The sequence below is a fragment of the Streptosporangium sp. NPDC006013 genome, from assembly GCF_040614275.1.
In the GTDB taxonomy this organism is placed as follows: Bacteria; Actinomycetota; Actinomycetes; order Streptosporangiales; family Streptosporangiaceae; genus Streptosporangium.
On record NZ_JBEXUE010000006.1, the window covers coordinates 1 to 13,823 of the forward strand.

The 13,823-nt window shown below is 68.9% G+C and carries 15 protein-coding genes; 8 read left to right on the forward strand and 7 right to left on the reverse strand.

All coding sequences use genetic code 11. The features are described from left to right. Window positions 1-115: 115 nt before the first annotated feature. The 3 genes from ABZ260_RS01830 to ABZ260_RS01840 all read right to left on the reverse strand — a co-directional run bounded on the left by ABZ260_RS01830 (window position 116) and on the right by ABZ260_RS01840 (window position 2,964). A complete protein-coding gene (locus ABZ260_RS01830; RefSeq protein WP_355611577.1) occupies window positions 116-973 on the reverse strand; it encodes an ABC transporter permease in 858 nt (285 codons plus the stop codon). 10 nt (window positions 974-983) lie between these two features. After that, window positions 984-1,817: an ABC transporter ATP-binding protein gene (locus ABZ260_RS01835; RefSeq protein WP_350915841.1), complete on the reverse strand. Its 834-nt coding sequence runs from the start codon at window positions 1,815-1,817 to the stop codon at window positions 984-986. An 85-nt stretch (window positions 1,818-1,902) separates the two neighbouring features. Beyond that, window positions 1,903-2,964 (reverse strand): ABC transporter substrate-binding protein, encoded by a 1,062-nt coding sequence (locus tag ABZ260_RS01840; protein ID WP_355611580.1) that lies wholly within the window; start codon window positions 2,962-2,964, stop codon window positions 1,903-1,905. Between the two features lie 299 nt (window positions 2,965-3,263). Here ABZ260_RS01840 and ABZ260_RS01845 point away from each other — a divergent pair, with 299 nt between their 5' ends. After that, a complete protein-coding gene (locus ABZ260_RS01845) occupies window positions 3,264-4,592 on the forward strand; it encodes a UDP-glucose/GDP-mannose dehydrogenase family protein (protein ID WP_355611583.1) in 1,329 nt (442 codons plus the stop codon). Between the two features lie 227 nt (window positions 4,593-4,819). Here the strand turns inward: ABZ260_RS01845 and ABZ260_RS01850 are convergent, their stop codons facing one another. Beyond that, window positions 4,820-5,362 carry a GNAT family N-acetyltransferase gene (locus ABZ260_RS01850; protein WP_355611586.1) on the reverse strand — a complete coding sequence of 181 codons (543 nt, stop codon included), beginning with the start codon at window positions 5,360-5,362 and terminating at the stop codon, window positions 4,820-4,822. Between the two features lie 88 nt (window positions 5,363-5,450). Here ABZ260_RS01850 and ABZ260_RS01855 point away from each other — a divergent pair, with 88 nt between their 5' ends. The 5 genes from ABZ260_RS01855 (at window position 5,451) to ABZ260_RS01875 (ending at window position 8,866) form a co-directional block, all read left to right on the forward strand. Continuing rightward, window positions 5,451-5,894: a MarR family transcriptional regulator gene (locus ABZ260_RS01855; protein ID WP_355611589.1), complete on the forward strand. Its 444-nt coding sequence runs from the start codon at window positions 5,451-5,453 to the stop codon at window positions 5,892-5,894. 294 nt (window positions 5,895-6,188) lie between these two features. Next, window positions 6,189-6,944 carry an SDR family oxidoreductase gene (locus tag ABZ260_RS01860; protein WP_355611592.1) on the forward strand — a complete coding sequence of 252 codons (756 nt, stop codon included), beginning with the start codon at window positions 6,189-6,191 and terminating at the stop codon, window positions 6,942-6,944. 217 nt (window positions 6,945-7,161) lie between these two features. Continuing rightward, window positions 7,162-8,115, forward strand: a complete 954-nt coding sequence (locus ABZ260_RS01865; protein WP_355611595.1) for an RNA polymerase sigma-70 factor — start codon at window positions 7,162-7,164, stop codon at window positions 8,113-8,115. Between the two features lie 7 nt (window positions 8,116-8,122). Next, window positions 8,123-8,464 carry a hypothetical protein gene (locus ABZ260_RS01870; protein ID WP_355611598.1) on the forward strand — a complete coding sequence of 114 codons (342 nt, stop codon included), beginning with the start codon at window positions 8,123-8,125 and terminating at the stop codon, window positions 8,462-8,464. A gap of 183 nt (window positions 8,465-8,647) precedes the next feature. Next, on the forward strand, window positions 8,648-8,866 hold the full coding sequence (locus ABZ260_RS01875) for a hypothetical protein (protein WP_355611601.1): 219 nt from the start codon (window positions 8,648-8,650) through the stop codon (window positions 8,864-8,866). Window positions 8,867-8,930: 64 nt separating this feature from the next. Here ABZ260_RS01875 and ABZ260_RS01880 read toward each other — a convergent pair whose 3' ends face one another. Then, a complete protein-coding gene (locus ABZ260_RS01880; RefSeq protein ID WP_355611604.1) occupies window positions 8,931-9,590 on the reverse strand; it encodes a hypothetical protein in 660 nt (219 codons plus the stop codon). Window positions 9,591-9,991: 401 nt separating this feature from the next. On the opposite strand from ABZ260_RS01880, the gene ABZ260_RS01885 reads away from it, so the two are divergent. After that, a complete protein-coding gene (locus ABZ260_RS01885; protein ID WP_355611606.1) occupies window positions 9,992-11,242 on the forward strand; it encodes an FAD-dependent monooxygenase in 1,251 nt (416 codons plus the stop codon). Then, window positions 11,239-11,958 (forward strand): helix-turn-helix domain-containing protein, encoded by a 720-nt coding sequence (locus ABZ260_RS01890; protein ID WP_355611615.1) that lies wholly within the window; start codon window positions 11,239-11,241, stop codon window positions 11,956-11,958. The genes ABZ260_RS01885 and ABZ260_RS01890 overlap by 4 nt, the downstream gene beginning before the upstream one ends. 34 nt (window positions 11,959-11,992) lie before the next feature. On the opposite strand, the gene ABZ260_RS01895 is transcribed toward ABZ260_RS01890, so the two are convergent. Beyond that, the gene (locus ABZ260_RS01895; RefSeq protein ID WP_355611624.1) at window positions 11,993-12,457 is read right to left on the reverse strand and encodes a DUF4279 domain-containing protein; all 465 of its coding nucleotides are present in this window, start codon (window positions 12,455-12,457) and stop codon (window positions 11,993-11,995) included. 95 nt (window positions 12,458-12,552) lie between these two features. Beyond that, complete coding sequence (locus ABZ260_RS01900; RefSeq protein WP_355611627.1) at window positions 12,553-13,755, reverse strand: hypothetical protein; 1,203 nt, start codon at window positions 13,753-13,755, stop codon at window positions 12,553-12,555. Window positions 13,756-13,823: the final 68 nt, after the last annotated feature.

Below are 13,823 nucleotides of genomic sequence, written 5' to 3' on the forward strand. Positions count from 1 at the left end.
CCGAAGGCCACGTTCTCCGCGACGGTGAGGAAGGGGAACAGCGCTCCCGACTGGAAGACCAGCCCGCGCTCGGGACCGGGGGGCCCGCGGAACGGCGGCACGTCCCACGTTCGCGTCAGCCGACGCGCTGGTCGAGCCCCCAGCGGCGCCGGAGGGCGTTGTCGGCGGCGCCGAAACACATGTCCACGACGATGCCGATGATCAAAATCACGATCATCGTCGCGAGGAGGCCGGGCGCGTCGGAGAGCTCCCGGGCGTTGTCGAGCTGTTCGCCGATCGACGCCTGGTGGGCGATGATCACGAGAAGCTCGCCCGCCATCAGGGACCGCCACGCGAACGCCCAGCCCTGCTTGAGCCCCGACAGGAACGACGGCAGCGACGCGGGCAGGATGACGTGCCGGTAGAGCGCCAGGCGTCGCAGGCCGAGGATGTGCCCGGCACGGAGCAGGATCGGCGGGGTGTAGTCCACGCCGGCGATCAGCCCGTTGGCGATCGACGGCGCCGCCCCGAGGACGACCACGAACATGATCGCGCTCTCGCTGAGTTTGAAGAACAGGATCGCCAGCGGGAACCACGCGATGGAGGGCATGGTCTGCAGGCCCGTGATCAGGGAGCCGAGCGCCGCCCGCAGGGGCCGGATCCGTGACACGGCCGCGCCGACCACGAGCCCGACCAGCACCGCGATCGCGAACCCGGTGATCGCACGGCGCATCGTCACGCCCAGGGCCTCGTAGAACTCGGCCTCACCGAGGCGGTTCCACAGATCCTCAAGGACGGTCACCGGGCCGGGAAGGACGTACTCCGGGCGCCACCCGCTGAGCACGACCAGCTCCCAGACGGCGAGGACGAGGACGATCGCCGAGATCATCGGCCAGCTTCTGGCCCAGACCCTTGAGGCCAGGCTCTGCCGTTCCCGGTTGGACAGCTCCAGCGCGTCCAGACCGGCGATGTGCTGGGAAAGATCAGTAGTCATTGGGCACCCGCTACTTCTCGATCCCGGCGCCGACGGGCGGCTGCGCCGCCGGCTTGGCGTGGCGCAGCACCTCCTGGCGCAGCCTGTCGGTGATGGTGGAGGCCAGTTCGGCCACTTCGCCGGAGTCGGTACGGCGCGGCCGCGACAGTGTCACCGGGAAGTCCTCGATCACCTTGCCGGGCCTGCTGCTCAGCAGGACGACCCGGTCGCCGAGCCGTACGGCCTCGCGCACGTTGTGGGTGACGAACAGGACGGACAGCTCCCGCTCCCGCCAGATCCGCTCCAGCTCGTCGTGGAGCAGGTCACGGGTCATCGCGTCGAGGGCGCCGAAGGGCTCGTCCATGAGGAGCACGTCGGCGTCCTGGGCGAGGGCCCTGGCGAGCGCGACCCGCTGGCGCATGCCACCGGACAGCTCGTGCGGGCGCTTGTCGCCGAAGCCACCGAGGTGGACGATCTCCAGGAACTCCATCGCCCGCGCGCGGCGCTCCTTCTTCGTGGTGTTCTTACCCGAGCTCGTCACCCGGAGCGCCAGCTCGATGTTCCCCGAGACGGTGAGCCAGGGGAACAGGGCCGGCTCCTGGAACATCATCGCGATGCGGGCGTCCCTGGTGTCGATCTCTCCGGCGGTGGGGCGGTCCAGGCCGGCGACGAGGTTGAGCAACGTGCTCTTACCGCAGCCGGACGCGCCCAGCAGGCAGACGAACTCGCCCCTGTCCACCGAGAGCGTGACCTGGTCCAGGGCCAGGAGCTCCCTGCCGTACACCTTGGAAACCGCGTCCAGCCGGACCGCGGGCTCGTGCCCGTCGGTCCGGCCGGGGCGCAGCTCCTGTATCGGAGCTGTCACTTCGCCTCCCTGACCAGCGGCTCGCCGGCCCGTGACCGGACGCACCGCTTCGACTCTGCTGTTCTGTGCCGCCTGCTCGGGTCGATCACTTGTCGCTCACCGCAGGCTGGCTCTTGGCCGCCAGGACCTCGTTGAGGATGGTGAGGTCGTAGATGCCGTTCAGGTCCACCGGGTCGAGCAGGCCGACCTTCTGGGCGTGGTCGGCGCTGCCGACGAGGGAGGACGCGATCGGGTCGTTGGTGAAGGTGATGTTGCCGAAGGCGCTGTCCAGGATCGCCGGCGCGACGGGCTTGCCGGTCAGCTCCTTCAGCTCCGCGTTGACCGACTCCTTGGCGCCCGCCGGGTCCGACTGGATGAAGGCGTTGGACTCGACGTGCGCCTCGATCAGCTTCTTCACCAGGTCGGGGTGGTCCTTGAGGAACTGCTGCCGCACGATCAGGTGCGTGATCACGAACTGCTTGTTCGGCCAGAGGTCGGCCTCGGTGAGCAGGATCTTGCCCTTGCTCTCCTGGACCAGGCGGCTCGCGAAGGGCTCGGGCACCCAGGCGCCGTCGATGTCGCCGGTGGCGAAGGTCTGCAGGGTCTGGGCGTTCTCCTGGGGGAGGATCGACACCTCACCGCCGCCCTTGGTGTCGGTCTCGATTCCCTTCTCCTTGAGCCAGTAGCGCAGCGCGACGTCCTGGGTGTTGCCGAGCTGAGGCGTGGCGATCTTCTTGCCCTTGAGGTCCTCGACGCCGTTGATCTCGGGCTTGACCACGAGGAACACGCCGCCGGACGCCGCGCCTGCGACGATCTTGATGGCTTCGCCCTTGGACTTCGACCAGGCGTTGATGGCCGGGTTCGGCCCGATGTAGGTCGCGTCGATGGCGTCGGAGAAGATCGCCTCGGTCGCGGCCGGTCCGGCGTTGAAGGTGGAGACCTTCAGCGTCGCGTCGCTGCCGAGTGCCTTGGCGAAGAAGCCCTTCTGCACCCCGACCAGGGCCGTGGAGTGCGTGATGTTCGGGAAGAAACCGAGACGGACCTCGGTCGTCGTCTTCGCCGTGTCGCCGCCGGAGGACCCCCCGCCTCCTCCGCAGGCCGCCGCGAGGGCTGCCACCGTGACCGCGGCCAGTGCCACTGCCATCCCCCGGAGCCTGCGAACCCTCATTGACTACTCCTTAATTCCTACTTAATAAGTCGGTTAAGTGCATAAAATGGCAAATGGGTCCTCCTGTCAAGCGGTGGTGACCGTATGGGTGTGAGTCGTTACCAGTTCGTGTTTCTCGGTGCGCCGCCGCCGACGGGACCGTACGGCCGGCCCGCACACATCAAGCGGCAAAGAGCTGTGTCGATCCCTGGACTTGAGGGGTGAATGCCGCCGAGCCGACACCTTGGTACCCCGGCACGCGATAACTTCTTGGAACGCATCCCGCATGCGCCCGAGGAAGCCAACGGACAGGACCCAAGATGCGCGTTTCCGTGATCGGATGCGGTCACCTCGGTGCTCCGCACGCCGTCGCGATGGCCGAGATCGGCCACGAGGTGATCGGTGTCGAGTCGGATCCCGACAGGTGCGGAGCCCTGGGCAACGGCATCGCCCCCTTTTTCGAGGAGGGCTTCGAGGACCTCCTGGTCCGGCACACCTCCTCCGGCCGGCTCCGCTTCACCACCGACCTGGGGGAGGCCGCGGACTTCGCCGACCTGCACTTCATCACGGTCGGCACCCCGCTGCGCGAAGACGGCCATGGCTACGACATGACCCAGGTGATCGACGCGATGCGGTCGCTGGTCCCGCTGCTGAGCAGGCCGGCCACGATCGTCGGCAAGAGCACGGTGATGGTCGGCACCGTCGAACGGCTCCAGAAGATCATCGACGCTGACGCGCGGGTCTCCGGTGTGGAGCTGGTCTGGAATCCGGAGTTCCTGCGCGAGGGTCATGCCGTGCGGGACTCCCTGTTCCCCGACCGGGTCGTGGTCGGCCTGACCTCCCGGCAGGCCCGCGAGGCGGTCGAGGAGGTGTACGCGCCGATCCTCGACCACGGGGTGGGGTTGATCCTCACGGACCCGCCCACGGCAGAGGTGATCAAGTCGGCCGCGAACGCGTTCCTGACCACCAAGATCTCGTTCATCAACGCGATAGCCGAGGTGTGCGAGTTCGTCGGAGCGGACGTGAACACGGTCGCCCACGCGATCGGCGTCGACAAGCGGATCGGGCACGACGGGATGCGGCCGGGCATCGGCTACGGCGGCGGGTGCCTGCCCAAGGACGTGGCGGCCTTCACGCACCGCGTCGGCGAGCTGGGCGCGCGGAACGCGCACGGCTTCCTGACGGCCGTCGAATCGATCAACGCCGACCGGGTCCCGGCGGCGGTCAGGCTGATCAAGAGGGCGCACGGCGGTCCGATCGACGGCCTTACCATCGCGTTCCTCGGCACGGCGTTCAAGGCCGGAACCAGCGACGTACGCGACTCGCCCGCCCTGCGCCTGGCCGAGAAGCTGGCCGAACGCGGCGCGACACCGGTCATCTACGACCCCGCGGCCATCGCCGCCACTCGCGAGCTGCACCCCGAATTCAGCTACGCCGACACCGCCGAGCAGGCCATCACGGACGCCGATCTCGTCGTGCTCGCCACCGAGTGGCCGGAGTTCACCGCCGACCCCAAGCTCCCCGCGGACACCGCCGACCTGGTACGTCACCGGGTGCTGGTGGACGTGCGCAACGCGGTCGAGCCGGGCCCGTGGCTCGCCGCCGGATGGGAGGTCTGGCAGCTCGGCCGCCGGCCCCAGCATCCGTAGGCGCGGTGGCCGAGTGAAAGCGGACGCGGCAGGGCGGGAGGCGGTGGTGCCGGGCTGGGTGGTGGCCGACTCCCCCCACCATCCTCGTCGGGCCGAAAGCTCCGTTCAACCCGGTACGGCTGCTGGGGGGAGACCTCACCGAGGAGACCCTGCCCAGGCTCGACCGACGCCCAGGAACGTGCGGCCGATGGCATGTCGGGCCGGCTCCGGGCCTCGTGCTGACGCGTTCAGCCGGCGGCGCTCAGGTAGCGGACGCGTACGGTGTTGCGGATGGCCTTTCCGTCCTGCTCGTCGGTGTACTCGGCGACCTTGACGTAGCCGTGGTCGTCGTAGATGCGTCCCAGCTCGGGGCTGCCCGCCCAGTGGTCCAGAGCCAGTGCGGGAGCGCTGTGCGCCCTGGCGAGACGCGCGGCCTCCTCCAGCAGGGCCGAACCGACGCCGCGGCCGCCGGGGCCGCGGTCGGTCATCACGGTGTGGATGAACATCGATCCGTCGGGCACCACGGCGGCGGGGATCCGTGGCGGAATCAGGGGTGCGGCGGCCAGCATCCCGACGCACCGGCCGTCCCGTTCGACCAGGGTGATGACGCCCTGGTGCGTCCAGTCGGAGACCCGGTCGGGAAAGCCCGGGATTCGGGAGAACGGCACCGTTCCCCATTGCTCCGGGCGGTCCTGGGCGATGAGCCATGCGTGGACGGAGTCCATCAGGGACAGCAGGGCCGGAACGTCGTCGGTCGTCGCCGACCGCGGCTGGACGGAAGGACGTGGCATCGGGGTCTCCCGGGGGTTAGAGTTCACGCGACCCAATTAATTCAACTTTCTAAGGGTTAGATTGTCAAAGCAAAATAGGGTCCATGCCGTGACCAGGGCCGTTCAGGAGCTCCAGGACGCCACCGATCTCATTGACGAGCTGGCGGCCCGGCGCCTCGGCGTCAACCGCACCGACCTGAGGTGCCTGAGCCGGTTGACCGCCCGCGGCCCGCTCACCGCAAGCGAGCTGGCGGCCGCCGCCGGTCTCACCGGAGGTGCCGCCACCACCGCGATCGACCGGCTGGAGCGGGCCGGCCTGGCCACGCGGATCCGCGACACGGCGGACCGGCGCCGGGTCCTGGTGAACCTGACCGAACAGGGGCAGAGAGCCGTGCAGGAGATCTGGGGGCCGATCGCGACCGAGGCGCAGACCGAACTCCTCCGGTTCAGCACCGCCGAACTCGACACCATCGAGACGTTCCTGCGCCGGGCGCTGCACAACCAGGTCCGGCACGCCGACCGCCTGCGCCGACCGGCCGAACCGCCGGACTGAGGGGTCATCGTGTGAGGATCGTCTTGCCGCCGCTGGATCGCTCGTGGGCGAACGGTGCTTCCGAACCCCGCCACGGCGGAAGCGATCGCGTTCCTGCTCGCCCAGTAGGTAGCCGGCGTGCTGACGACAAGTCCGCCTTACCGAAAGACAGACAGCGTCTCGGTTTGTGACGCCTAGGCACCGGGGATCCGCAACCCGAGGAATCTTGCCTGAGCCGTCACAGGCCGGAGGGCTGTCCTGTCTTAGCCGGTGACCGGATGGCGACGGACGCCCCGGCGGACAGGAAGGCTTGTCATGAAGATCGTGGTAATCGGCGGTACCGGTCTGATCGGGTCGAAGCTCGTGACGAAGCTCGGCGAGCACGGTCACGAGGCGGTGGCGGCAGCACCGAACACCGGCGTCAACACCCTTACCGGCGAAGGACTCGCCGAGGTCCTAACCGGCGCGCAGGTGGTGATCGACGTGTCGAACTCCCCGTCCTTCGAGGACACCGCGGTACTGAAGTTCTTCGAGACCTCCACCCGCAACCTGCTCGCCGCGGAGGCGGCGGCAGGCGTCGGCCACCACGTCGCGCTGTCGGTGGTGGGGACCGAGCGGCTGCCCGAGAGCGGCTACTTCCGGGCGAAGATCGCCCAGGAGAAGCTGATCGAGAACTCGTCGATCCCGTACTCGATCGTGCACGCGACGCAGTTCTTCGAGTTCGTCCGGAGCATCGCCGACGCGGCCACCGACGGAGGCACGGTCCGGATGGCACCCGTGCTCTTCCAGCCCATCGCGGGAGACGAGGTCGCCCAGGCGGTCGGCAGGATCTCGGTGGGGTCGCCGGTGAACGGGAGGGTCGAGGTCGCCGGGCCCGAGCGGTTCCGGATGGACGAGTTCTTCCGGGACGCCCTGGCCGCCCGGGACGATCCGCGTGAGGTGGTCACCGACCCGCACGCGCGCTACTTCGGAGCCGAGCTGGGCGAGGGGACCCTGGTACCGGCCGGCGACGCGATTCTCGGCGAGACACGGTACGGCGACTGGCCGGGCCGGACCACGGCCGCGAGGTAGCGCCCCCCGCCGGGCATCGCGACGTCGTCGCGGTCGCCGAGGGCGCGGACCGTCAGCCGCCCCTGGCCGCTCCGCCGGATGAGATCTCCCGGGGTTGTCACAAACCACCCGCCTGTCCTGTCATAGCTGCTCGGCGAGCGGTTTGAAGGCGGCAGACGAGGGTCGTGGGTCCAGGATGGGTTCACCGGCAGAGTGCGGGACACAGGTGAGGCAGGGGATGACGGTGGCGGATACCGTGCCGGCGAACGTATCCGGTGGGCCGGAAGATCTTGAACAGGCCGTAGTGATCTTCGCGGGCCTGCGGCCGCGCCTGTTCGGGATCGCGTACCGGATGCTGGGCAGCGTCACCGAAGCCGAGGACCTGGTGCAGGACGTCTGGCTGCGCTGGCAGACCTGTGATCGCAGTACGGTGGCCAACCCGGCCGCGTTCCTGGCGACGGCGACCACGCGGCTGGCCATCAACGTCGCCCAGTCCGCGCGGGTCCGCCGCGAGACCTACATCGGCCCGTGGCTTCCCGAACCCGTCGACACCAGTGCGGATCCGCACCTCGGCGCCGAGCGGGGCGAGGCCCTGGGGTTCGCGGTCCTGCTGCTCCTGGAGAGGCTCTCGCCCAACGAACGCGCGGCATACGTGCTGCGGGAGGCGTTCGACTACCCGTACCGGCAGATCGCCGACATCATCCAGCTCAGCGAGGCGGCGGTCCGTCAGCTGGTCAGCAGGGCCCGCAAGCACGTGGTCGCCGAGCGTCGCGCGCCGGTGACCGGAGCCGAGCAACGGAGACTGCTGACAGCCTTCGTCGCCGCCGCCCGCTCCGGTGACCTGGCCGCGCTGGAGGAACTCTTCGCGGCGGACGTGACCAGTCACTCCGACGGCGGTGGCGTCGTCCGGGCCTCTCGCATCCCCGTGGTGGGCGCGCTCCGGGTGGCGAAGTACGTCAGGGCGTTCGCGGACCGGTTCTGGGCCGGGGTCGAGGTGGAGTGGGCGAGCGCGAACGGGCAGGCGTCCGCTCTGCTGTGCCGCGACGGCGAAGTGTTCACGGTGCTCACGGTCAACGCCTCGGCCCAGGGCATCGACCAGGTGCTGTGGATGATGAACCCGGCCAAGATCACCGCGGTGTCCGCGTCCCCCTCAACGGCACAGATCGGTCCGGGCCATGCTCGACAGGCATGATCATGTCGTGCGCCGGTTCGCGGCGGCGTGTGACACGGGAGACACCGCGGCGCTGGAGGCGGTCCTGGCCGCTGACGTGATGGTCGTGAGCGACGGCGGCGGCAAGGTGCGGGCCGCGCCGCGTCCGATCCACGGCGCGAACGAGGTCGCCCGGCTCGTCGCGGCCCTGTTGACCGGTCAACCCGGCACCGTGCTGACCGCCGAGTCCGTCAACGGCCGTACCGGCCTGGTACTGCGCCTGGCCGGTCAGGCCGTGGCGGTGGTCAGCGTGAGTGTCACCGGAGCCGAGGTCACCGCTGTGTGGATCGTGCTGAACCCGGACAAGCTGTGGAGCTGGCACCGCCCATGACCAGCGCCCCAACCACAGCTGGAAGGTTGAACGATCCGGTCGCTCTTCCGAAGCCGTTCACGGACACCGACCACAACGGCGCCGCGTTCAAACCGATCCACACCGCTCAGGTCACGGTGAGCGGCGGCTCCGGCCGCCCTCCTGAGCGATCGGCCCGGTGTGCAGGGCCTCGTGCTCCCAGCGGTGTCGCGGCTGGGTGTGCAACCGCCAGTAGTGCTCGGCGATGTCGTCCGGGTCGAAGTCGGTGCCCGGGGCGACAACCTGCGGCGGGAACACGCCCGCATCACCGAGGCGATCACCCGGCTCCAGAGGTCCCAGCAGGCGCTCGACACCATGCTCGCCATCGCCCTACGACAGCCCGCTTCCGTGCCGGACGAGCCCGAGGACGCTGAACTCGCGTGACGCCGGCCAGGCGGAGATGGTCAGGAGCGGAGGCGTTGCCCCGCTCGGCGGAGACACGCTTGAGCTATGAGTCCAGCGCCGGGGCATAGACCGACTGCTGCTCTCGGACGAACCGGTCGAGGTCCAGGCGCACGCCGCTCATCGCTTCCACGGTCGCCAGGGCCGTCTCCCAGCCGCGATATTGATTGGTGTACGGCACGCCCGTTTCGTCGTCGATCCTCTTCTGCTCGGCGAGTGCCCGGAGTGCGCCCAGGTAGGCGTCCAATCCCTGCGGGTCCTGGCCGGTGCACCCCGACGGCTGGGGATACAGGATGTTCAGCGCGGTGACAAGAGCGCCGTCGGCGCCGTAGTACAACTCATTGGCGTTGTTGATCAACCACCAAAAACCCCACGCTTGAGCGTTGTCGGTCAGCCGGGCCCACGTTTCCGGGGTGGTGGGTGAGCAACCGCCGAGCGATACGACGATCACGCCATGATCGCTTTGCTCCAGTGCCACATAGCCAAGGTCCGGCAAACGCACCGGAAGGCGCGGGACGATCTCACTGGGGTCGGCGCCCAGTCGGCACGCGACCTCGGCGACCGTCAGCGGCGTGTCACGGCCTCGCACGACCATCCAGAACATCCCGTCGGTGATGTTCATGTGGTCGTGCACCCTGGCAGAGTCGTCAAGATCCCTCAAGAGGCGGGTGTAGTAGTCGATCATCTCGGGCGTAACCGGATTCACCGCTTTCTCCTGCCCTGTTGGGATGCGCCAGGATAGCGATCGCTTACGACAGTTTTCGTTAGCCGTGACTGGTGTCGATGCCGCAGAAGCGATTCCCAAGGGCAGTGCCCGACAGGGTGAACGTCCCGTACTCCAGGTAGACCTCGTCGCCGATGCTGCGGAGCATGCGCGCCATGGTCAACCCCTCCCAGCAGGCGAGCGACAGGACCTCGCGGTCACGCTCGGGCAGCCTCCAGGCAGGCGTCGGTGAGGTCGGTCACGGATCACGTGCAGGACACGGTCGAGCTGACCGCCCACGACCAGGCCCAGCCGGAGGGCAGGGTGGCCGACCAACTGACCAAAGGAACAATTTTGGTCAGTTGGTCATTATGGTGTCTGAGACGCTAATGAAAGGACGTGTCATGGCAAACGCGCGTACCAGCGGCAGGGCTCTGGTGGTCGGGCTCGGAATCGCGGGCATCGCCACCGCCGTACGGCTGCGCCAGATCGGCTGGGAGCCCGTGATCGTGGAACGCGCACCCGCCCGCCGCACCGGCGGGTACTTCATCATGCTGTTCGGCACCGGTGCCGCCTCGGCCCGGCGGCTGGGCGTGCTGGACGCGATCGGCGACCGCGGCGGCCCCGCCGCCATCACCTACGAGGTGAACCGGGCCGGACGCCGCCGTCCCGGCATGAGCCCCGCCTCCATCGGCGGCCCCGTCGGCCCCCGCGCGCTGCTGCGCGGCGACGTGGAGCAGGGCCTGTTCGCGGCGCTGCCGGACGATGTGGAGATCCGCTACTCCACCGTCCCTGCCCGCATCACCCAGGACGAGTACGCGGCGGAGGTGACACTGCACGACACCGCGGCCGGCACCACCGTCACCGAGCGCTTCGACCTGGTGGTCGGCGCCGACGGCATGCGTTCCACGGTGCGTGAGCTCGCCTTCGGCCCCGGGCAGTACCTGCACCCGCTGAACTACATGATCGGCGCCACCGTCCTGGACCGGCCGATCGACGGCTTCGGCCCGTCAGAGGGACTGGTGCTGACCGAGCCGGGTCGTTCGGCATGGGCCTTCCCCTTCACCGACCACGCCCCCAGCCTGCTGTTCTCCTACCGCACCGGCGACATCGACGCCGAGTTCACCCGGCCCCCCATCGAATCCATCCGCGAGGCATTCGGCCCCGAGCCCGCAGGCCCCCTTCTGGAGAGCCTGTTCACCCGCTACGAGCAGGCCCCCGACGCCCTGTTCGACTCGGTCCAGCAGGTCAAGATGCCGAGCTGGCACCGGGGCCGGGTCGTCCTGATCGGCGACGCCGCCTGGTGCCTGACCCTCTACTCCGGGATGGGCGCCTCCACCGGCATCGCCGGCGGCGAACTGCTCGGCACCATGCTGCGGCGCCACCCCGACGACCTGCCCGGCGCGCTGGATGCGTGGCAGACACAGATGCGCCCCTTCATCGAAACCCATCAGGCCATCGCCCTGAACGAGCGCCTCATCTTCACCCCGCACAACCGCAAGGAGCAGATCATGCGGGCCGGGATGATGCGGATGATGCGGTCGCCGACCATCCGCAGGATCATGGGCAGGGTGACGACCGGTAGCAAGGGTATGCAGGCCAAGAACGTCGACATCGCCCTACCCGAACCAACAGCCGAGATGACAGCCCGATGAGCCGGTTGGTGGAGCTCCACTCGCGCAAAGCCGCGCGCATCCTGGACAGCGCGCGTGAGCTGGTGCTCGACCACGGCGTGGGCAAGGTCACCGTATCGGAGATCAGCCGGGCCGCCGGGGTCGGCAAGGGCACCGTCTACCTGTACTGGCCCAGCAAGGAAGACCTCATCCGCGGTCTGTTCGCCCGCGACCTGCTGACCGCCCTGGAGACGGCCATCGGCGACATCACCGCCGATCCGGCCCGGGTACGGCCCAGCCGGATGGCCCAGCTGGTCGTCGGTACCGCGCTGAAGCTCCCGCTGGCGCACCGGCTACAGCGCGGCGACCCGGAGCTGCTGCGGCTGCTCACCCGGGAACCGGGCGACCGTGAGCTGTACGCCCGCGTCAATCCCGCCGCGATGGCCGGCACGGTCATGCCGATCCTGCACCGCCACGGCCTGGCCCGCCGCGACAGACCCCTGTCCAGCCAGGTGTACGCCCTGCACGCCGTGCTCAGCGGGTTCCTCGCCACCATGTCCGACCCGGCCTCCGCCCCGCCAGGCGTGGCCGACCCGGCCGAGATTCTCGCCGACACCACGGCACTGCTGCTCGAACCGTCGAGTCCACCCGGTGAAGCGGCCGTGGCCGCAGCCGCCGATGAGATCCTGGCCGTCTTCCGCGACCTCAGGGGCGCCGTCCTGGATCTCATCGACCGCAGCCAGCTCCACCGGCAGTGACCCTCGCCGGGCGCGATACCGGCGGCCAGAGGGCTTAGGCCATGTCGTACTCGTCGACGTCCAGGGCGGCGCCGGTGGCGGTCAGGAAGTCCAGTACGTCGCGGGTGAGGTGCCAGCCGAGCGGATTGGGCTCCTGGGGTGACTCCGGATACATGGCGTCCGAAGGGGGACTTTCCTCGTGATCGTTGAGGTAGCGCACGACCTGCAGGACCGCGCCGCCATGTTCCTCGTATTCGGTGCGAAGACGTTCGGCGAGTTCGGCGATGCGGTCGGCATGGGGCCGGAGCCGGTCCAGCACGCGGGATATCTGCTCGTCGACGCGTAGGTCGGGCTCTCGGCATACGATCTTCCAACTGTGGCTGATCGGTCTGACCGGCTCAGTGCGGCGGCTTCCCCGGACCGTGGTCTCATCGGGCTCGATGCCCAGCCACCTCGCCATCTCCTCCGCGGAGGTGTGCCGGCTGAACAGTGCGAAGTAGACGTACTGGCGGACGCGCATGCCGTGACAGTACCGGCGCGACCAATTGCCGCATCTGAGCCTTCCCCACAGGACAGATACCTCATCCGAGCCGATCGTGTGTCGGCCACCCGGTACTATCGGCCGGGTTCGCCTTCCGGCTGGTCTCGCCAGGTGGCCTCGGCGCACAGGACGCGGGCCGCCTCGTGTGGTTCGGCGTCCCTGACCAGGTACCAGTCGGCGCGCCCGTTGTATCGCTCCGGGCGGAGCACGGTCACGATGCCCGAGACGAAGATCTTGCGATTGTGCGGATCATGGACGTGCACCTGCCGATCGACGGTGAGACTGCCGTCGAACGGCTGCCCGCCGATGATGTCGTCCTCCCACCGCCAGAGGCGACGGCTGATCCCGGGTGACAGGCTCTCCACCCCTCGCGCTTCGTAGGGCATGGTGAAAGTTCGTGAACCTTCCGGATTCAGCTCCTCGGCGATGCGCTCCTCGTCGCACAGTTCCCGCAGCCGTTCCTCCTGCTCGTGCGGCTCCCAGTCGGGGAAGCGGTGCGGAAGGAATCCCATATGCGCCTGCCGCGCGTAGTACCGGTCGACGAGGGGATCGGCGAACCGGCCCGGACGGTCCTCGGGACGGGCGATGCTCTCCGGTGTGACCTCGGCTCCGTCCTCGATCTCGACGCCCTGCGCTCGCAGCCACTCGTGGATCGTCACGCCCTTCCCGCGGAGCCGCTCCTCCATCGTCCTCAGCCACTCCTCGAAGGTTGGCCGGGAGGGATCGACCCGCATCGAGGCCCAGTCCTGGGTGGCCGACACGGGCACGGGCACCTGCCGGGGTTCGACCGGCGGAGGCCGCATCTCAGGCGGAAGCGGCAACGGGACGTACTCTTTCGGCATCGGGACGATGTACGACGCGGCCGGCAGGTGCAGCAGCGGATCGAACGCGTCCCGGATCGGCCAGAAGCGCAGCAGCCACCGCTCCTCGGGGCCATCCGTGTCCTCATCCGGCTCGTCGTTCTTGGTGAGCGGCTCGAAGTGCATCATCAGGCCGTACTCGAAACACGGCGGCCCGATGAGGAAGTCGTGGCCACGACCGTCCATCATCAGGAGCAGGTGAACGACCCCGCTGTCCGCCACGAAGGTCGTCTGGTCGACGGGCGTCCAGGGACCTTCGGGGCTCGGCGGCTCACCGTCCCACGCCTCCATCCGGACACCCGCGACGAAGTGGTAGCCCTCCGGGCTGGTCCACTCCCCGATGTCGGTGCCCTCCAGAGTGAACGTCCCGTACTCCACGTAGACCTCGTCGTCGATGCTGCGGAGCATGCGCGCCATGTGTGTCCCTCGATAGATCAAACTCCGACCGGTCGCGGACAGCCTGCCGCAGGCGTCCGACAAAACCG